Raw genomic sequence first — 17,858 nt, 5'->3', positions numbered from 1 at the left:
ATCCGCGGGGCATCTCGCGTGAATGGACGGGCATCACCGTGTCGCCCCTCCCCACGCGAGACCGGCGGCACTTTCACGTGAAAGTGCCGCTCGTGCTCAGCCCAGCGAGACCAGGCGGGCTCCGCCGTCGGCCTCCAGGACCGTGCCGGTCAGGTTCGGGTTCGTCGCCGCCAGGGTGACCACCTCCGCGACGTCGTCGGCCGTCGCGACCCGGCGGACCGGGATCGAAGCCGCCGTCTGCGCGAAGAACCCCTCCCGCATCTCCTCCGGGAAGCCGCTCCACCAAGCCGTGTCGACCACACCCGGCGACACCGCGTTCACCCGCCTCGGCGCCAGCTCGACCGCCAGCGGCTTGACCAGCGCTTCGATTGCCGCGTTCAGGGCGCCGATCCCCGCCGTGCCGGCCATCGCCGCCCGGGCCGTGATCGCGCTGAGCAGCGTGATCGACCCGTCCGCCGCCAGGTGCGGCAGCACGGCCTGGATCGTCGTCAGGTGCGCCCAGAACTTCGCGTCGAACGCCCGCCGCAGCATCGCGAGGTCCAGCGCGTCGATCGGCCCCATCCCTTCGGTGCCGGACAGGCTCACCACCAGTACGTCGACCGTCCCGAGCGACCCGGCCAGCGCCGCCATCGCGACGGCGTCACCGCCGTCGGCTTGGTGTCCGGTCAGTTCCGGATCGCTCGACGCGACGTCGTCGAGGCGCTCCTTGCCGCGCCCGGTGACGTGGACGTCGTATCCCCGCTGCTGCAGCCGTCGCGCGGTCGCCAGGCCGATGCCCGAAGTGCCGCCGGCCACGAGAGCGATGCTCATGCTTGTTCCTCATTTCGAACCGGTACGTCTCGTTTCGAAATCGACGCTACCATCGGATCCCATGACCGACCAGTCCCGCCCCGGACGCAAACGCAGCGAACAGAGCCGCCTGGCGATCCTCGCCGCGACGCTCGAACTGGTCGCGGAGGCCGGCTACGGCGCGCTGACCATCGAGGGCATCGCCGCGCGCTCGGGCGTCGGCAAGCAGACGATCTACCGCTGGTGGCCGTCGAAGGCCGACGTCCTGCTCGACGCGCTCGCGACGAAGGCGGACCTGCAGATCCCCGTCCCCGACGCCGGGTCGTTCCGCGCGGACCTGGCCGGCTTCCTCGCCGGCACGTTCGAGCTGGGCGGCAAGTCCCCGGTCGCGGACACGCTCCGGGCGCTGATGGCCCAGGCGCAGATCGACCCGGACTTCGGCAACCGCTTCCGCGAGGACTTCCTGTTCCGTCGCCGCGCCGCGCTCGCCGCGCTCGTCGACCGCGCCCACGAGCGCGGTGAACTCCCGGCCGGCGTCCGCCCCGGCACGGTGATCGACGTCGTGTTCGGGACGCTCTGGTACCGCCTCCTCGCGACACGCGAACCGGTCGACGGCGGTCTGGCGGACGAACTGGTGGCGCTACTGTCGGATCACGGCGCCTCGACCGCCGAGATCCGGTAGCGGGCCACCGAAGCGTCGAGGATCTGCACCGCCTGCTCGTCCGACGGCCCGGACCCGCGGAAGCGCTCCAGGTCTTCGTCGGATTCCCAGCGCTCGTACACCGTGACCCGCTCGGGAGCGAGCAGGTCGGCGCCCAGTGCGTACTCGAGGCAACCCGGGGCTTCGCGGGCGAGCCGCACGGCTTCGGCGCAGCCTTCGAGGTAGGCGTCGCGGGCTTCGGGAGCGACCGCGAGCCACCCCGCCACGATGATCACGACGCGATCCGCTCCGGCTTGATCGTGAGCAGCAGCCGCGTCTGATCGCGCCCGCCCCACCACGGGTAAGGGCCGCCGAGGTAGCGCTGCGCAAGCTCCTCGATGTGCTCGACGGCGCCGTCCTCGGTCATGTCGACGACCTGCCCGCGGATCGCGTAGTAGCGCGACGGCCGGTCGCGGTCGGCGACGTTGAGCGCCACCCGCGGGTCACGCGCGATGTTGCGCTGCTTCTGGTGCCCCAGCACGGTGTTGACGAGGATGTGCGTGCCGTCGGTGTCCACCCAGGTCTGGGTGAGCTGCGGCGAGCCGTCCGGCATCACCGTCGACAGGAAGCACAGGCTGGGCCCGCGCAGCAGAGCGAGCAGGTCGCCGGGCAGTTCCACAGTAGTCTCCCGCTAGAGCCGGTCGGGCGCTTCGATGCCGAGCAGGGAGAGCCCGAGCGCAAGCGTGTTCGACGTCAGCGTAGCCAACCTCAGCCGCGACGCGCGCAGCTCGGACGAAGGCGCCTTCAGTACCGGACAGTCATCGTAGAACCGCGAGAAAGCGACAGCCGTCTCGTACAGGTACGTACACAGCTTGTGCGGCGCGTAGGCACTCGTCGCCGCCTTCAATGCTTCGCCGAACCTGAGCAGCTTCAGCGCCAACGCCCGTTCCGCGTGCTCTTCGAGCAGGACGTCGGTGCCGTCGGGCAAGCCGCCTGCCTTCCGAATGATCGACTGCGTCCGTGCGTGTGCGTACTGGAGGTACACCGACGTGTTTCCCTCCTTGGCCAGCATCCGGTCCCAGGCGAAGACGTAGTCGCGCTCGCGGTCGCCGGACAGGTCCGCGTACTTCACCGCGCCGATGCCCACCGCCCGGGCGACTTCGGCCTGGCCCGCCGCGTCGAGCTCACTGCGTTCGGCAACGACCGCCGCGGCCTGCGTCACGGCTTCGGTCAGCAGGTCTACCAGCTTGACGGTCTCGCCGGCCCGGGTCTTCATGGCCTTGCCGTCCGCGCCCAGCACGGTGCCGAAGCCGATGTGCTCGGCGTGCCCGGTCAGCCAGCCCGCCGCCCGGCAGGTGGCGAACAGCATCGCGAAGTGCTGCGCCTGCGGTGTCCCGACGACGTAGAGCAGGTCGGTCGCGCCGCGCTCGGCCGTCCAGTACCGGACGGTCGCCAGGTCCGTGGCGGCGTACCCGTAGCCGCCGTCGCGCTTGCGGACGATCAGCGGCAGCCGGTCGCCTTCGCGGTTGCGGAACCCTTCGGGGAACACACAGATCGCGCCGTCGCTGACCTCGGTCAGGCCGGCTGCCCCGAGGTCGTCGACGACCGTGGCGAGGTACGGGTTGTAGAAGCTTTCGCCGTAAATGTCCTTGCCGGTCAAGGAAATCCCGAGCAGCGCGTAGACCTCGTCGAAGTGCCGGGTCGACTCGTCGACGAGCTCCTGCCAGACGGCGAGGGTGTCTTCGTCGCCGCTCTGCAGCTTGACGACACGCGTGCGCCCCCGCGTCGCGAACGCTTCGTCGCTGTCGAACTTCCGGCGCGCTTCGCGGTAGAAGGCGTCCAGGTCGGCGATCGCGCGTTGCCCGGCGGAGACGTCGAGGAGGTGCTCGATGAGCATGCCGAACGGCGTGCCCCAGTCGCCGAGGTGGTTGTGCGGCAGCACTTCGTGCCCGGCGAACCGCAGTAGCCGGGCGAGCGCATCGCCGATCACGGACGAGCGCAGGTGCCCGACGTGCATCTCCTTGGCGACGTTCGGGCTGCTGTAGTCGAGCGCGATCCGCCGGGGCACGGTGGTTTCCGGCACGCCGAGACGCGGATCGCCGAGCAGGGCGGCGGTGGCCGACTCGAGCCAGTGCGTGCGCAGCACGAAGTTCAGGAAGCCCGGCCCGGCGATCTCGGGTGGGTCGGCGATCCCGTCGAGCTCCAGCGCCCCGGCGATGAGGGCGGCGACCTCGCGCGGCGGCCGGCCGAGCTGCTTGCCCAGGCTCATCGCGAGGTTGGCCTGGAAGTCGACGCCTTCGCGTGGCGACGCCTGGACGAGCGCCTGCTCCGGCGTCAGTTCGACGTCCAGTGCCCGGCCGGCGGCGGTCACCACGCGGCGTGCCAGCTCCTCGGTAACGTCGGCGGTGTGCACGGTGTCCCTCCTTCGGCTCGGTCACGGAAGTCCGCAGCGTAGCGAGCGTGACCGGCCGATGACGAAGGGTTTACTCCAGCTCGCTGCCCTTGGTCTCCGGAAGCGTGAGGATGACCGCGAACGCGATCGCCGCGCCCGCGGCGACGTACCAGAAGTAGAGCGTCGGCGACACGGCGCCGAACAGCGTGATGAGCAGGGGAGCGGTGCCGCCGAAGATCGCGACGGTCAGGTTGTACCAGGCCCCGATGCCCAGCGCGCGCAGTTCGGTGGGGAACAGCTCGCTCATGATGGCCGGCGCGATCGACGTCATCGCCGTGTACAGCCCGAGCCCGACGCAGAACACCACGAGCAGGCCGCCGATGCCGGGACCGATCAAAGTGGACAGCGGCACGACGACGACCGCGGTCGCTCCGGACCAGACGAGCAGCTGCGGCTTCCGGCCGACCCGGTCCGACAGCGCGCCGAGCGGGTACTGCAGCGCGATGAACAGCGCGGTGCCGACCGAAAGGGCGAGGAAGACGGTGTCGGCGTCGGCGTGCCGGTTCTTCACCGCGAACGACGTGAGTGCGCTGAAGAACGTGTAGTAGCAAAGCGTCGACAGCATCGTGAAGCCGACGAGCCGGCCGACAGCCTTCGGGTGGTGGGTCAGCGTCGTCAGCAGCGGCCGTTCGATCTTCCGCGCCTTGGTCTTCGTCTGCTCGAACAGCTCGGTCTCCGCGAGGCTGCGACGCAGCCACAGCCCGACCAGGCCGAAGACGCCGCCCAGCAGGAACGGCAGCCGCCAGCCCCACGACGCGAGCTGTGCCTTGTCCAGCGCGCGGGCCAGGACGAAGCCGAGCACGGTCGCGACGAGCACCGCCGAGCCGGTCGAGATGTAGAAGAACGCCGAGTACCGGCCACGACGTTCCGGCGGCGCGATCTCGCCCAGGTAGGCCGACGCGTTAGACACCTCGCCGCCGAGCGACAGCCCCTGGGCGATGCGCGCGAGCAGCAGCAGGATCGGCGCGAGCCAGCCGACCTGCGCGAACGTCGGCAGCAGCCCGATCGCGACCGAGCCGCCCGCCATCAGCAGGATGGTGAGGATCATGGCGGGCTTCCGGCCGCGGGTGTCGGCGAACCGCCCGAGCAGGATGCCGCCGAGCGGCCGGAAGAAGAACGCCAGCGCGTAGGCGGCGAAGGTGTTGATCAGCGCGAGCGTGTCGTTCCCGGCGGGGAAGAACGCACTGGCGAAGTAGATGCTGAACGTCGCGTAGATCGTCCAGTCGAACCACTCCAGCGCGTTCCCGGCACTGGCGGCGAACAGCTTGCGCACCGGCAGCCGGTGGCGCTGTGACACCTGGACGGCGGATTCGGTCATGGCGGCCTCCACGTCACCCGAAGGTGGAACGGGACTTTGCCACATTCCTTCGCAGTGCGAAAGATCCTGACTGCCCGGTTTCTTCGTCCTCCTCCCTCAGGCCGTGCTGGCCAGCGCGAACGGCAGCACCGCGGGCGCCCCGGCCCGCCGCAGCAGCCGCGCGGCCAGCGTCATCGTCCAGCCGGTGTCGATGACGTCGTCGACCAGCAGCACCGGCCCGGGCGGCAGCGCCGCCGCGAGGTCGGCCGGCATGCTCAGCCGCCGCCACAGGTCGGCCAGCCTCTGCGCGCTGTTCGCCTGGCGTGGTGGCGGGCCGTCCGCGTCGAGCGCGCCGATGAAGTCCAGCCTGCCGATCTCGGCCAGCCGGGTCGCCAGGCTGTACACCAGCTGCGGCCGCGTCTCCGACGGGACGGCGACCACCGCGACCGGCCGTTGCGCCCACTGCCACCCGGCGAGCACCTGGACGCAGGCCTTGAACACCGAGTCCGGCACCTCGCCGTCCTTCGCCTGGGGACCGACGAGCTCCCGCAGCCGGTTGCCCCAGCCGACGTCGGTGAGCCGCCCGAGCACCTGGCCCGGCTCGGCCTGGTCGTCGGCCGAGATCCGCCCGGACACCGGGACGTCCAAAGAGGACATGCCCGTCGGCCACTGCTTCCGCGGCGCGACCTCGACGCCGGGCCGCTGCAGGCGTTCCCGGGTCGCGTCGACGACCTCGTCGGCCACCGTCGTGTCCCAGTGCTGTCCGGTGCAGTTGTCGCATCGACCGCACGGCACCGCGTCGGGGTCGTCGAGCTGGCGCCGCAGGTACTCCATCCGGCAGCCGCCGGTCGCGAGGTAGCCGATCATCGCCTCCTGCTCGCGGTCGCGCGCCTCCGCCACCCGCCGGTACCGCCCGCGGTCGTACTGCCATTCCTCGCCCGTGCTCGTCCAGCCGCCCTTGACGCGCCGGACCGCGCCGTCGACGTCGAGGACCTTGAGCACCATTTCCAGCCGTGACCGGGAAAGCTCCACCGACGGCTCGAGCGCGGCCGTCGACAGTGGACGGTCGGCGTAGGAGAGGGTGTTCAGCACCTGGGTCACCCGGAGCTCGTCCGGGAAGGCCAGCGACCCGAAGTACGCCCAGATCGCCTTGTCCTCCTCCCCGGGCAGCAGCACGACCTCGGCGCGCTCCACGCCACGCCCGGCGCGGCCGACCTGCTGGTAGTAGGCGATCGGCGACGACGGCGCGCCGAGGTGCACGACGAACCCGAGGTCCGGTTTGTCGAACCCCATGCCCAGCGCGGACGTCGCGACCAGGGCCTTGACGCGGTTGCCGAGCAGGTCGTCCTCGGCCGCCTGCCGGTCGGCCGGGTCGGTCTTGCCGGTGTAGGCCGCCACCGGGTAGCCGCGGTCCTTCAGCAGCGACGCGACGTCGTGCGCCGCCGCGACGGTCAGCGTGTAGATGATCCCCGAACCGGGCAGCTCGGCCAGGTGCTCCGCGAGCCAGGCCAGCCGCGCCTGCGACGTCGGCAGCCGGCACACCGACAGCCGCAGGCTCTCCCGGTCGAGGCTGCCGCGCAGCACCAGCGTGTCCGCGCCGGTGCCGAGGCCCAGCTGCTCGGCGACGTCGGTGACCACGCGGTCGTTCGCGGTCGCGGTGGTCGCCAGCACCGGCACCCCGTCGGGCAGGTCCCCCAGCAAGGTGCGCAAGCGCCGGTAGTCCGGCCGGAAGTCGTGGCCCCAGTCCGAAATGCAGTGTGCCTCGTCGACCACCAGCAGCCCGGTGCTCGCGGTCAGCTTCGGCAGCACGTTGTCGCGGAAGTCCGGGTTGTTCAGCCGTTCGGGGCTGACCAGCAGGACGTCCACCTCGCCGGCCGCGACCGACGCCTGGACCTGGTCCCACTCCTGCGGGTTCGCCGAGTTCATCGTCGCCGCGTGGATCCCGGCCCGCGCCGCCGCCGAGATCTGGTTGCGCATCAGCGCCAGCAGTGGCGAGACGATGACCGTCGGCCCGCTGCCCTGTTCGCGCAGCAACGCCGTGGCCAGGAAGTACACCGCCGACTTGCCCCACCCGGTGCGCTGCACGACCAGCGCGCGGCGTCGCTGCGCGACCAAGGCCTCGATGGCCGTCCATTGGTCTTCGCGCAGCTTCGCCGCATCGCCGGCCAGTGCCCGGAGGAGGGTCTCGGCGCGGTCGCGGAGGGCTGAGGTGGTGCTGGTCGTGTCCACGTCCCCACGTCTACCCCATGACACCGACAGATCGGGAATCGGCGGCGCCGCGAACGGAGGGTTCGCGACGAATACGGGCCGTATTGTGACCCGAATCACAACTTCGCACGGTCGGGCGGGGTGGCGAAGAGCACCGGGCCGCACGGTGCCCGGCCTTATAGGCTCTCCGGTCATGTCACCACGGCGGATCGGGGTCATGGGCGGCACTTTCGACCCCGTGCACCACGGTCACCTCGTCGCGGCGAGCGAGGTCCAGTCCCGGTTCGGGCTCGACGAGGTGATCTTCGTCCCCACCGGGCAGCCGTGGCAGAAGACCGCCCGCGAGGTGACCAAGGCCGAGGACCGCTACCTGATGACGGTGATCGCGACCGCGTCCAACCCGGTCTTCTCCGTCAGCCGCGTGGACATCGACCGCGGCGGCCCGACCTACACCGTCGACACCCTCCGCGACCTGCACGCCGAGTACCCGGGGGACGAGCTCTTCTTCATCACCGGCGCGGACGCGCTCGAACAGATCCTGACCTGGCACAAGGCCGACGAGCTGTTCGACTTCGCGCACTTCATCGGCGTCACCCGGCCCGGCTACCGGCTCAATTCCCACCACCTGCCCAGCGGCAAGGTGAGCCTCGTCGAGGTCACCGCGATGGCCATTTCGTCCACCGGCTGCCGCGATCGGGTCGGACGCGGGGAGCCGGTCTGGTACCTCGTGCCCGACGGTGTCGTCCGCTACATCACCAAGAAGGACCTTTACCGGAAGAGCGACTGAACCACTGTCGGTGCCTGCGGGTACCCTTCTCGGGCGAACCCGATCCGGAAAAGGAGCACTGTGACAGCCACGTCCGAGGCACGAGAGCTGGCCGTAGCGGCCGCCCACGCGGCGGCGGACAAGAAGGCCAGCGACGTCGTCGTGCTGGACGTGTCCGAACAGCTCGTCATCACCGACGCCTTCGTCATCGCCTCCGCGTCCAATGAGCGCCTCGTCGGCGCGATCGTCGACAACGTCGAGGAGAAGCTGCGCGAGAGCGGGCACAAGCCGGTCCGCCGCGAAGGCGCCCGTGAAGGGCGCTGGGTGCTGCTCGACTACGTCGATGTCGTCGTGCACGTCCAGCACGTCGAAGAGCGCACCTTCTACGGCCTCGAGCGGCTCTGGAAGGACTGCCCGCGCATCGAGGTGGCCGGTCTCGAGGAGCCACCCGCGGACGAGGACCCGGACGTCCCGTGAGCCCGCGGAGGCTGGTGCTCTGGCGTCACGGCGAAACGGACTACAACGCCGCCGGGCGGATGCAGGGTCACCTCGACTCGGCGCTGACCCCGCGCGGCTGGAACCAGGCCCGGTTCGCGGTGCCCGCACTGGCCCGCTTCTCCCCGGACCTCGTCATCGCCTCCGACCTGCGTCGCGCCACCGACACCGCCACCGTGCTCACCGACGCGATCGGCGTCCCCCTGCGCATCGACAAGCGGCTGCGCGAGACGCACCTGGGCGAGTGGCAGGGGCTCACCGGCGAGGAAGTCGACCAGGCGTACCCCGGTGAGCGCGACCGCTGGCGCACCGACGCGACCTGGGCCCCGCCGGGCGGCGAGAGCCGTGTCGACGTCGCCGACCGCGCGGTCGAAGTCGTCACCGACCTGCAGCAGGCCAATTCCGCGGCGGGCGACACCGTGCTGCTGGCCGCGCACGGCGGGCTGATCATCGCCCTGACCGCGCGGCTGCTGGTCCTGCCGGTGGAGACCTGGCCGTCGCTCGGCGGGATCTCGAACTGCCACTGGGTCGAGCTGGGCCGCCGCGACGGGAAGTGGCGGCTGCACGCCTACAACGCGGGGATGCACGGCTAGCCGATGGGGCCGCGCCTGCTGGTGTTCGGCGATTCGCTGAGCTTTCACGGTCCCGAAGGACCTTGTGCCGCCGACGAGCCGCGGCTGTGGCCCAATGTCGCGGCCGCCGCCCTCGGGGGCACCGCCGACCTGGTCGCCGGGATCGGCTGGAACGCCCGGGACGCCTGGTGGTCGCTGACCGGCGACCCGCGTGTCTGGGCCGACCTGCACCACGTCGACGCGGTCGTGTTCGCGATCGGCAGCATGGACACGCTGCCCTCGCCGTTGCCGACCTACCTGCGCACCGGACTGCGGTACCTGCGGCCCGACCCGGTGCGGCGCGTGGTGCGCAAGGCTTATCTCGCGGCGCAACCGCGGCTGGCGGTGGCCCTGCGCGGCCGCCCGTCGGTGCTGCCGGCCAAGCTCACCGTGCAGTACCTCGACACCGCCGTGGGCGCGCTGCGCGTCCTGCGGCCCGAGCTGCCGATCTTCGGCTGGCTGCCGTCGGTCCACCGTGCCGCGGCCTACGGCGGCGTGCACACCGCGCGCCCGGCCGCGGCGGCGGCGATGGCGGCTTGGAGTTCCCGAGCGGACGTGCCGTTGCTGGACCTCGAAGCCGTCGTGGGGGAGCACGTGCTCAGCGGTGCGGGCAACCCGGACGGCATGCACTGGGGCTGGGCGGGCCACGCCGCGGTGGGCGAGGCGATGTCCGTGTTGATGGCGCCGGTGCCCGCCCCCGGCCACGTAGGCTGACGGCGTGTCGGTCGCCGTAGTCACGGATTCCACCGCCCACCTGCCGGAGGGCTTCGCCGAACGGCACGCGGTCCGGGTGGTGCCCCTGCACGTCCTGGTCGACGGCGTGGTTTCCCTCGACGGCGTCGAGACCGGCCCGGCGGCGGTCGCGGAGGCGATGAAGCAGCGGAAGATCGTCACGACGTCGCGGCCGACCCCCACCGAATTCGTGAAGGAGTACCAGGCGGCCTTCGCCGACGGCGCGGACGCGATCGTGTCCGTGCACCTGTCGCGCGAGCTGTCGGGCACCTGGGAAGCGGCGGTGCTCGCGGCGCAGGAGGTGGGGCCGGACCGGGTCCGCGTCGTCGACTCGCGGACCACCGCGATGGGGCTCGGGTTCGCCGCGCTGCGCGCCGCTTCGGCCGCCTCCGCCGGGGTTCCGGCGGCCGCCGTCGAAGCCGCCGCGGTGACGGCGGCCGGCTGCTCGTCGACGTTCTTCGTCGTGGAGACCCTGGACCACCTGCGCCGCGGCGGCCGGATCGGCCCGGCGGCGGCGTTGCTCGGCACGGCGCTGGCGGTGAAGCCGGTGCTGCACATGTCCGACGGCCGGATCCTGCCGCTGGAGAAGGTCCGCACGATGAACCGGGCGATCGCGCGCCTGGTCGAGCTCGCGGCCCAGGCGGCGGCCGAGGACGACGTCGAGCTCGCGGTCCACCACCTCGCGTCGCCGGAACGGGCCGTCGAGCTCGCGAACCGGCTCGAAGTGGCCGTGCCGCGCTCGGCGGGCTGCGTGGTTTCCGAGCTGGGGGCGGTGATCGGGGCGCACACGGGTCCCGGGGTACTGGGTGTGGTCGTCCAGCGGGCGGTCCCGCGCACCGCACCCGGGCACGACTGAAACACCGGCTCCCGGGCTCGGTACCGGCAATCCATCCACAACACCCCGGTTGTCCACAGGACGTGACGTCACCCCTGTCGGACCCTCCCCGCGGGCCCTAACGTCGATCGTGTGTTCGAGCAGCCCGCCCGGGATCCGGGCCCTCCCCTCAACGACCGGCTCTCCTGGCTGGCCGACCAGCTCTCGCCCGATGCGAGCACGGTCGGCCCGGGCGGCCGGCTGATCCGGCGCTGGCTGCCGGGCGGACCGGCCGGTACCGGCCGCCGCCGGTGGGCACTGGCCGGCGTCCTCGCCGCGGTGGTGGCGATCGTCCTCGGCGCGGTCGCGCTGGTGGGCGGCGGCCCGCCGCCCGAGCCGCCGCCCGCGCTTCCCACCGCGCTGCCCAGCGAAAAACGGGTGGCGGAGGCGCGCGCGGCGCCCCAGCCGGGCCTGGTGATCAGCGTGATCGGCCGCGTCCGGTCGCCGGGTCTGGTCACGGTGCCCCAGGGCGCCCGCGTGGCGGACGTGCTGCGCGCGGCAGGCGGCCCCGAGCCGGGAGCGGACGTGGGCGCACTGAACCTGGCCCGCAAGGTGGCGGACGGTGAGCAGCTGGCGGTCGGCATCCCGGCGCCGGCGGCACCACCACCGGAGCCCGGATCCCCGGCGGCCGGCGGAAAGGTCGACCTCAACACGGCTTCGGCGGCCCAGCTGGACACGCTGCCGGGAGTCGGCGAGGTGATGGCCAAGCGCATCGTCCAGTGGCGCACGGACCACGGCGGCTTCACGAAGGTGGAGCAGCTGCGGGATGTCGAAGGCATCGGCGAAAGCAAGTTCCAGAAATTGCGCGAGCAGGTGACGGCCGGATGAGCACCTTTCCCGTGCCCGATACCAGGCAGGACATGCGGCTGGTCCCGGCAGCAGCGGCGTGCTGGTTTGCGGCGCTGGCCGGCTTGCTGCACGGCTGGTGGACGGCCGTCGCCACCGGCCTCGCCTCGGCGGTCCTCGCCGCGCTCGTGCTGTGGCGAGCCCGCGACCATCCCCGGGCGCGCGACGCGGCGGCGGCCCTGCTGGTGCTGGGCCTGCTCGCCGCAGGTCCGGTCGCCTGGCGGATCCGCGACGCGCAGCGCGACGAGCTTCGCGCCTCCGCGGCAGAAGGCCTGCCGGCGTCGTTGCGGGTCAATGTTGCCGAGCGCCCGAAACCCGTACGCAGCGCGGGGTACGCCGATCAGCAGGCCGGCGCCCGGTCGGTCGTGTTGGCGGCCGACGTGCGCACGGCATCGGTCGACGGACGGCCGGTCACCTCGTCCGGCCGCGTCCTGCTGCTGGCTCCGGTCGAGCGGTGGTCGTCCCTCCTGCCCGGCCAAGAGGTGACCGCGGCGGGCCTGCTGATGCCGCCGCGCGGCTCGGACCTGACCGTGGCGGTGCTGTCGGTACGCGGTCCACCGGGGGAGCCCGGTCCGTCACCGTGGTGGCAGCGGGCGGCGGCCGGGCTGCGCTCCGGTCTCCACGACCTGTGCCAGGTCCTGCCGGAGGAACCCGCGGGTCTCCTCCCGGGCCTGGTGCTGGGCGATACGAGCGCGTTGTCCCCGCGCGTCGAGCAGGAGTTCGTCTCCGCGGGCCTCGCGCACCTCACGGCGGTCAGCGGGGGCAATCTCGCAGTCGTCTGCGGGGCGGTGCTGCTCCTGTTGCGCCTGCTCCGGCTCGGTCCCCGGCTGTCGGCCGCGGCGGCCGGGACGTGCCTGGCCGGGTTCCTCGTCCTGGTCGGCCCGGAGGCGAGCGTCCTGCGCGCGGGCGTCATGGCGGCCGTGGCGCTCCTGGCCCTGGCGCTGGGACGCCGCGGTTCGGCGCTGCCCGCGCTGGCCTTCGCGGTGTGCTTGCTGGTGGTGGCGGATCCGGCGATGGCCACGGACTTCGGCTTCGCGCTGTCGGTGTGCGCCACCGGTGGGCTGGTCCTGCTCGCGCCCCGCTGGGCCGACGCTCTGGTCCGCCGCGGGATCCCGCCGGGATTCGCGGAGGGGCTCGCGATCCCGCTGGCGGCCTTCCTGGTGACGGCGCCGGTACTCGCGGGGATGGCGGGTTCGGTGAGCCTGGTCTCGGTGCTGACCAACGTCCTTGCCGCACCCGTGGTGGCCCCGGCGACGGTGCTCGGCGTGCTGGCGACGGTCACCGGCCCGTGGTGGCCGGGCGCCGGGAAGGTCCTGGTGCACTTGGCCGACCCGGAGGCCCGGTGGCTGATCACGGTGGCCCGGCACGGCGCGCGAGCCCCGGGTGCGGTCATCGCTTGGCCCGGTGGCTGGGTGGGTGGTCTCCTGGCAGCCGCGGTCCTCGTGGTGCTGGTGTTCGCGGTCCGGCACCGGCGGGTGCGGGTGCTGCTGGCGGTGCTCGTCGCCGGCGCGCTGCTGGTGTTCGTGCCGGTCCGGGTGCTGGCACCGGCGTGGCCGCCGCGGAACTGGGCGATGGTCGAGTGCGACGTCGGCCAGGGCGACGCGGTCGTACTGGCGACCGCCGAGCCGGGACGCGCGGTCGTCGTCGACGCCGGACCCGAACCGGGGCCGGTCGACGAGTGCCTGCACCGGCTGGCGGTCGACCGGATCCCGCTGCTGATCCTGAGCCACCTGCACGCCGACCACATCGGCGGTCTCTCCTCGGTCTTCGACGGCCGCGCGGTCGGCGCGATCGCCGTCGGCCCGGGGCGGTCGCCGGGGTGGGCGTGGCGCCAGGTCGCCGCCGAGGCGGCCCGGCGGGCGGTGGCGCTGGTGGAACTGAACCCGGGCGAACGGCTGGACTGGCCCGGCCTGGCGCTCGACGTCCTGGGCCCGCGCTACGTGCCGGCCCGCACGGACGGGCCACCGGACGGCACGACGATCAACAACAGCTCGGTGGTGCTACGAGCGGAGACCACGGCGGGCCGCGTCCTGCTGACCGGCGACGTCGAACTGGCCGCGCAGGCGGACCTGCTGGCCGACATCGGAGATCTGAAGGCGGAGGTGTTGAAGGTGCCCCATCATGGCAGCCGCTACTCGCTGCCGGCGTTCCTCGCGGCGGTGGCCCCGCGGGTGGCATTGGTCAGCGTGGGGGCGGGAAACAGCTACGGTCACCCCAGCAAGTCCACAATAGACACCCTGACGGCCCTCGGCGCGCGAGTCACCCGCACCGACGTGGACGGCGACACCGCGGTGGTCACCGGAACGGCGATCGCCCGCCGCGGCGAGCCGCGCGGTCCACCTCGCCGGTGAGGCGGACCGTCAATTCTTCTGGGCGTTCTCGTGGGTCAGGCGGCTGCGCTCGACGGTCATCCGACGTCGAGCCCATTGCTGGCCGCCCTCTTCGGCAAGAGTCTCGACGCGGGCGACCAGCACCTGGACGGCGTCCGCGCCTTCGTAAGGCGGTGACGACTGGAGGAACAATGCGGCTTCACGCTCGATCGCGTAGCCGACCTGGCTGTGCTCCACCCAGTTCTCGTGCAGGCCGAAGGTGGTCCGGACACCGGTGGCGATCAGCACGAAGGCGCCTATCGCGGCGATGATGACCGAGTCGAGGTGGGCGGCTGCGGCCACCGGAATCGCGGCCGAACCGGTGAGAGCGGCGACTTCCACGGCGGCGTATCTGATGCGGTCTCGCCGAGACCCCTTCTTGTACCACCGCCACCTCGCGACGACCGTCACCGGCAAGGCTTGGCCGTCGCGCTCGGCCGTGACCATCCAATGCTTGCCGAGATCTCCGGACGTGTCCGCAGCCCACTTCATCCCGAACCCCCCGCGATCGAGTCAACGCCCTGGCGGGTGTCGACCCTAGCGGCCCGATAGTCCGGAAGGAGGTGTTGCCGTCAAAGGCGAGCCGCGCGGCCCGCGTCGCCGCCTCGCCGCTGAGTGCCGGGGCGGGCCAAGAGGTGCCCGCCCCGGCCGGAGCTCAGTAGCCGAGAGCCTTGTTCACGGCCGCGGCCGAGGGCGGCAGGGTGGCCTTGGGGCCCACGTGGTTCTCGATCGCGTCGAGGGTCTTGAGGCCGTCGCCGGTGATGAGCAACACCGTCTCGGCGTCCGGGTCCAGCTTGCCCGTTTCGACCAGCTTCTTCGCCGTGGCGACGGTGACCCCGCCCGCCGTCTCGGTGAAGATGCCCTCGGTGCGGGCCAGCAGGCGGATGCCTTCGACGACCTCTTCGTCGGAGACATCCTCGATCGCGCCGCCGGTGCGGTTGACGATGTCGAGCACGTACGGGCCGTCGGCCGGGTTGCCGATCGCCAGCGAGCGGGCGATCGTGTCCGGCTTCACCGGCTGGACCACGTCGTGGCCTTCGCGGAACGCGGCCGACACCGGCGAGCAGCCGGTGGCCTGCGCGCCGAACACCTTGTACGGGCTGGCGTCCACGAGACCGAGCTGGCCCAGCTCGCGGAAACCCTTGTCCACTTTGGTCAGCTGCGAACCGGAGGCGATCGGGACGACGATCTGCGGCGGGATGCGCCAGCCGAGCTGCTCGGCGACCTCGAAGGCCAGCGTCTTCGAGCCCTCCGAGTAGTACGGCCGGACGTTCACGTTGACGAACGCCCACTTCGGGTGCTCACCGGCGAGCTCGGTGGCAAGACGGTTGACGTCGTCGTAGTTGCCGTCGATGGCGATGAGGTCACCGTCGTACACCGCGGTGGTGAGGATCTTGGCGCGCTCGAGGGTCTTGGGGATCAGCACGACCGACCGCCAGCCGGCGCGGGCCGCGGCGGCGGCCGTCGCGTTGGCCAGGTTGCCGGTCGACGGACACGCGAGCACCTCGAACCCGAACTCGCGGGCCGCGGCCAGCGCGACGGCGACGACGCGGTCCTTGAACGAGTGCGTCGGGTTGCCGGTGTCGTCCTTGACCCACACGCGTTTGAGGCCGAGTTCCTTGGCGAGACGGTCGGCGCGGACCAGCCGCGTCGCGCCCGGCTCGGTGTTCGGGATCTCTTCGACGTTGGACGGAACGGGAAGGAGCTTCTTGTAGCGCCAGATGTTCTTGGGGCCGGCCTCGATGTCCTCGCGCCGGACGCGGCCGAAGTCGTAGGCGACCTCGAGCGGCGAGAAGTCTTCGGCGGAGACGAACTCCGGAGCGAGCGGCTGCCGGTGGCCCTCTTCCTTCGACACCAGTTCGACGGCGGGACCGAGATCCGGGGTCTTCGTGGTGGAGGTCGTTCCGAGGGTGGCGGTCATCGCGAGGTTCCTTCCTCATCTGCCCCGCCGAAGCGGGCCGGAATTGGCACCGTGGTCGTCAGCTATCCCGCGATCGCGGGATGACAGGCTGTACGCCGGTTGCCGGGGCTTCGTCGGGCCGTTCCCTCTGCCCCTCTGGATGAGCGGTATTCAGTTGTCGGTGCCACGCACGCCGGAATTTCCGGGGCGGGCTGCCTCGGCTACACCGTACGACATCGCGCTCGGACCGTGCCACGGTGGCCGCCCGACATCACCGGAGCGGAGGCACGGGAGCGCAAGTGAGAGGATTCCCGGGTGACCGCGCAAGCCACCGCCCCGGCCCCGCTGCAGCTGGTGCTGGGGGAGGAAGAACTGCTGATCGAGCGGGCCGTCCGCGAGACGCTCGCCGCCGCCCGCGCGATGGACCCGACCGCGGAGCTGACCCGCGTCCGGGTGTCCGATCTCACAGCCCCTGAGCTGGCCGAACTGGTCAGCCCGTCGCTGTTCAGCGAAGGCCGGGTGATCGTCCTCGAGTCGGCGCAGGACATCTCGCAGGAGCTGTCCGATGCCGTCGCGGCCTACCTGAAGGACCCGGCGGACGGGGTCGTGCTCGTCGTCGTGCACACCGGCGGCGGCCGCAGCAAGGCGGGCAAGTCGCTCCCGGCTGGGCTGAAAAAGGCCGGCGCCGTCGTCACCGAGTGCCCGAAGCTGACCAAACCGGCCGAGCGGGAGCAGTTCGTGCGGCACGAGGTGCGCCGGGTGGGCGGCAAGATCGACCCGGCCGGGGTCGCCGCTCTCCTCGACGCCGTGGGCTCCGACCTGCGGGAACTCTCCTCGGCGGCGACGCAGCTGGTCGCGGACACGGGTGGCGCCGTCGATGCCGACGCGGTCCGCCGCTACCACCGCGGCCGGGCCGATGTGACGGGCTTCGCGGTCGCGGAGAAGGCGGTCGGCGGCGACCGTTCGGCGGCCCTGGAGTCGCTGCGCTGGGCGATGCAGCTGGGCGTCCCGCACGTCCTCGTCGCCGACGCGCTGGCTGACGCGGTCCGCACGATCGCTCGCGTCTCCGGCGCCGGCCGGGGCAACCCGAACCAGCTGGCGGGCGAGCTCGGCATGCCGCCGTGGAAGATCCGCAAGGCGCAGGGCCAGTCCCGCGGCTGGAACCCGGACGGCCTGGCGACGGCGATGCGGGTGGTCGCGCGGCTGAACGCCGAGGTCAAGGGCGCGGCGGCGGACCCGGGCTACGCGCTGGAACGAGCGGTCCTCGAGGTGGCCGCGGCGAAGGGCGACCGCTGATTGCTGCGGGCGGCGCCGACCATCGGACAGCGCGCCGGGGCGTGCCGGCTCTCGAGCCGCGTCCGGACATGAAGAAGGCCCCGGCCGAAGCCGGGGCCTTCCCAGAAATCAACCAGCTCAGAGCGCGTTGACGCGCTTGGCCAGCGCGGACTTCTTGTTGGCGGCCTGGTTGGCGTGGATGACGCCCTTCGAGACGGCCTTGTCGAGCTTCTGGGCGGCGTCGCGCTGGAGCTCGGCGGCCTTGGCCTTGTCGCCGGCCTCGGCGGCTTCGCGGACCTTGCGGATCGCGGTCTTCACCGAGGACCGGATCGCCTGGTTGCGCAGACGCGCCTTCTCGTTCGTCGTGATGCGCTTGATCTGCGACTTGATGTTGGCCATAGGGCAACTCCTGTTTCACTCGGTGAGATTCGCCGCCGCGCTGAAGTGGCCCCGCTCGAATGAGCCGGTTTCCTCCATGACGGAATGCCGCACGGGCAGCGAGCGACAACTCTAACAGCCGGGCCGCCGGCGCCCGGCGCCGGGAGTACCGTGGGTGACGTCAGTGCCTAGGGTTCCGTCGCCGGTCCGAGCGGTCCGCACCACA

The 17,858-nt window shown here is 71.9% G+C and carries 18 protein-coding genes and 1 riboswitch; of the genes, 9 read left to right on the top strand and 9 right to left on the bottom strand.

Annotated features, from left to right (window positions below; all coding sequences use genetic code 11):
- Positions 1-96: 96 nt before the first annotated feature.
- Positions 97-810 carry an SDR family oxidoreductase gene (locus tag ACLJQF_RS25125; RefSeq protein ID WP_410612092.1) on the bottom strand — a complete coding sequence of 238 codons (714 nt, stop codon included), beginning with the start codon at positions 808-810 and terminating at the stop codon, positions 97-99.
- Between the two features lie 61 nt (positions 811-871).
- On the opposite strand from ACLJQF_RS25125, the gene ACLJQF_RS25120 reads away from it, so the two are divergent.
- The gene (locus ACLJQF_RS25120) at positions 872-1,471 is read left to right on the top strand and encodes a TetR/AcrR family transcriptional regulator (protein WP_410612090.1); all 600 of its coding nucleotides are present in this window, start codon (positions 872-874) and stop codon (positions 1,469-1,471) included.
- Here ACLJQF_RS25120 and ACLJQF_RS25115 read toward each other — a convergent pair.
- The 5 genes from ACLJQF_RS25115 to ACLJQF_RS25095 all read right to left on the bottom strand — a co-directional run bounded on the left by ACLJQF_RS25115 (position 1,441) and on the right by ACLJQF_RS25095 (position 7,407).
- The gene (locus ACLJQF_RS25115) at positions 1,441-1,725 is read right to left on the bottom strand and encodes a putative quinol monooxygenase (RefSeq protein ID WP_410612088.1); all 285 of its coding nucleotides are present in this window, start codon (positions 1,723-1,725) and stop codon (positions 1,441-1,443) included. The two genes, ACLJQF_RS25120 and ACLJQF_RS25115, sit on opposite strands and share 31 nt — an antisense overlap.
- A complete protein-coding gene (locus tag ACLJQF_RS25110) occupies positions 1,722-2,108 on the bottom strand; it encodes a PPOX class F420-dependent oxidoreductase (protein ID WP_410612086.1) in 387 nt (128 codons plus the stop codon). Before ACLJQF_RS25110 ends, ACLJQF_RS25115 begins: the two co-directional genes overlap by 4 nt.
- A 12-nt stretch (positions 2,109-2,120) precedes the next feature.
- Positions 2,121-3,842, bottom strand: coding sequence for an arginine--tRNA ligase (argS, locus tag ACLJQF_RS25105; RefSeq protein ID WP_410612084.1), 1,722 nt, complete (start codon positions 3,840-3,842; stop codon positions 2,121-2,123).
- Between the two features lie 70 nt (positions 3,843-3,912).
- Positions 3,913-5,199 (bottom strand): MFS transporter, encoded by a 1,287-nt coding sequence (locus ACLJQF_RS25100; RefSeq protein WP_410612082.1) that lies wholly within the window; start codon positions 5,197-5,199, stop codon positions 3,913-3,915.
- A 96-nt stretch (positions 5,200-5,295) separates the two neighbouring features.
- Positions 5,296-7,407 (bottom strand): RecQ family ATP-dependent DNA helicase, encoded by a 2,112-nt coding sequence (locus ACLJQF_RS25095; protein WP_410612080.1) that lies wholly within the window; start codon positions 7,405-7,407, stop codon positions 5,296-5,298.
- Positions 7,408-7,603: 196 nt separating this feature from the next.
- Between ACLJQF_RS25095 and nadD the strand changes: the two genes are divergently transcribed.
- The 7 genes from nadD to ACLJQF_RS25060 all read left to right on the top strand — a co-directional run bounded on the left by nadD (position 7,604) and on the right by ACLJQF_RS25060 (position 14,061).
- Positions 7,604-8,173, top strand: a complete 570-nt coding sequence (gene nadD / locus ACLJQF_RS25090) for a nicotinate-nucleotide adenylyltransferase (RefSeq protein WP_410612252.1) — start codon at positions 7,604-7,606, stop codon at positions 8,171-8,173.
- A gap of 60 nt (positions 8,174-8,233) precedes the next feature.
- The gene (gene rsfS, locus ACLJQF_RS25085) at positions 8,234-8,629 is read left to right on the top strand and encodes a ribosome silencing factor (RefSeq protein ID WP_247020711.1); all 396 of its coding nucleotides are present in this window, start codon (positions 8,234-8,236) and stop codon (positions 8,627-8,629) included.
- The gene (locus tag ACLJQF_RS25080) at positions 8,626-9,240 is read left to right on the top strand and encodes a histidine phosphatase family protein (protein ID WP_410612077.1); all 615 of its coding nucleotides are present in this window, start codon (positions 8,626-8,628) and stop codon (positions 9,238-9,240) included. The genes rsfS and ACLJQF_RS25080 overlap by 4 nt, the downstream gene beginning before the upstream one ends.
- A 3-nt stretch (positions 9,241-9,243) precedes the next feature.
- The gene (gene octT, locus ACLJQF_RS25075; protein ID WP_410612075.1) at positions 9,244-9,972 is read left to right on the top strand and encodes a diglucosylglycerate octanoyltransferase; all 729 of its coding nucleotides are present in this window, start codon (positions 9,244-9,246) and stop codon (positions 9,970-9,972) included.
- A 4-nt stretch (positions 9,973-9,976) separates the two neighbouring features.
- A complete protein-coding gene (locus ACLJQF_RS25070; RefSeq protein WP_410612073.1) occupies positions 9,977-10,846 on the top strand; it encodes a DegV family protein in 870 nt (289 codons plus the stop codon).
- Between the two features lie 111 nt (positions 10,847-10,957).
- Positions 10,958-11,692, top strand: coding sequence for a helix-hairpin-helix domain-containing protein (locus ACLJQF_RS25065; RefSeq protein WP_410612072.1), 735 nt, complete (start codon positions 10,958-10,960; stop codon positions 11,690-11,692).
- Positions 11,689-14,061, top strand: coding sequence for a ComEC/Rec2 family competence protein (locus tag ACLJQF_RS25060; RefSeq protein ID WP_410612070.1), 2,373 nt, complete (start codon positions 11,689-11,691; stop codon positions 14,059-14,061). The genes ACLJQF_RS25065 and ACLJQF_RS25060 overlap by 4 nt, the downstream gene beginning before the upstream one ends.
- A gap of 9 nt (positions 14,062-14,070) precedes the next feature.
- Here ACLJQF_RS25060 and ACLJQF_RS25055 read toward each other — a convergent pair whose 3' ends face one another.
- Both ACLJQF_RS25055 and thrC read right to left on the bottom strand, forming a co-directional pair.
- Positions 14,071-14,490 (bottom strand): DUF4231 domain-containing protein, encoded by a 420-nt coding sequence (locus tag ACLJQF_RS25055; RefSeq protein WP_410612068.1) that lies wholly within the window; start codon positions 14,488-14,490, stop codon positions 14,071-14,073.
- Positions 14,491-14,734: 244 nt separating this feature from the next.
- On the bottom strand, positions 14,735-16,000 hold the full coding sequence (gene thrC, locus ACLJQF_RS25050; protein WP_410612066.1) for a threonine synthase: 1,266 nt from the start codon (positions 15,998-16,000) through the stop codon (positions 14,735-14,737).
- A 12-nt stretch (positions 16,001-16,012) separates the two neighbouring features.
- A riboswitch (SAM riboswitch) is annotated at positions 16,013-16,146 on the bottom strand.
- Positions 16,147-16,294: 148 nt separating this feature from the next.
- Here thrC and holA point away from each other — a divergent pair.
- Positions 16,295-17,275: a DNA polymerase III subunit delta gene (gene holA, locus ACLJQF_RS25045; RefSeq protein ID WP_410612064.1), complete on the top strand. Its 981-nt coding sequence runs from the start codon at positions 16,295-16,297 to the stop codon at positions 17,273-17,275.
- Between the two features lie 117 nt (positions 17,276-17,392).
- On the opposite strand, the gene rpsT is transcribed toward holA, so the two are convergent.
- The gene (rpsT, locus tag ACLJQF_RS25040; RefSeq protein WP_410612062.1) at positions 17,393-17,653 is read right to left on the bottom strand and encodes a 30S ribosomal protein S20; all 261 of its coding nucleotides are present in this window, start codon (positions 17,651-17,653) and stop codon (positions 17,393-17,395) included.
- Between the last annotated feature and the right edge of the window lie 205 nt (positions 17,654-17,858).

Origin of the sequence: Amycolatopsis sp. lyj-109 (genome assembly GCF_046548995.1) — a bacterium.
In the GTDB taxonomy this organism is placed as follows: domain Bacteria; phylum Actinomycetota; class Actinomycetes; order Mycobacteriales; family Pseudonocardiaceae; genus Amycolatopsis.
Note: the sequence above shows the minus strand (reverse complement) of the source record. Positions and strands in the feature narration are given on the sequence as shown.

Bases quoted from the DNA above. Each gene is read 5' to 3' on its own strand.
- ACLJQF_RS25125 (WP_410612092.1), bottom strand. From the start codon at position 810: ATGAGCATCGCTCTCGTGGCCGGCGGCACTTCGGGCATCGGCCTGGCG.
- ACLJQF_RS25120 (WP_410612090.1), top strand. From the start codon at position 872: ATGACCGACCAGTCCCGCCCCGGACGCAAACGCAGCGAACAGAGCCGC.
- rpsT (WP_410612062.1), bottom strand. From the start codon at position 17,653: ATGGCCAACATCAAGTCGCAGATCAAGCGCATCACGACGAACGAGAAG.
- octT (WP_410612075.1), top strand. From the start codon at position 9,244: ATGGGGCCGCGCCTGCTGGTGTTCGGCGATTCGCTGAGCTTTCACGGT.
- ACLJQF_RS25100 (WP_410612082.1), bottom strand. From the start codon at position 5,199: ATGACCGAATCCGCCGTCCAGGTGTCACAGCGCCACCGGCTGCCGGTG.
- nadD (WP_410612252.1), top strand. From the start codon at position 7,604: ATGGGCGGCACTTTCGACCCCGTGCACCACGGTCACCTCGTCGCGGCG.
- thrC (WP_410612066.1), bottom strand. From the start codon at position 16,000: ATGACCGCCACCCTCGGAACGACCTCCACCACGAAGACCCCGGATCTC.
- ACLJQF_RS25060 (WP_410612070.1), top strand. From the start codon at position 11,689: ATGAGCACCTTTCCCGTGCCCGATACCAGGCAGGACATGCGGCTGGTC.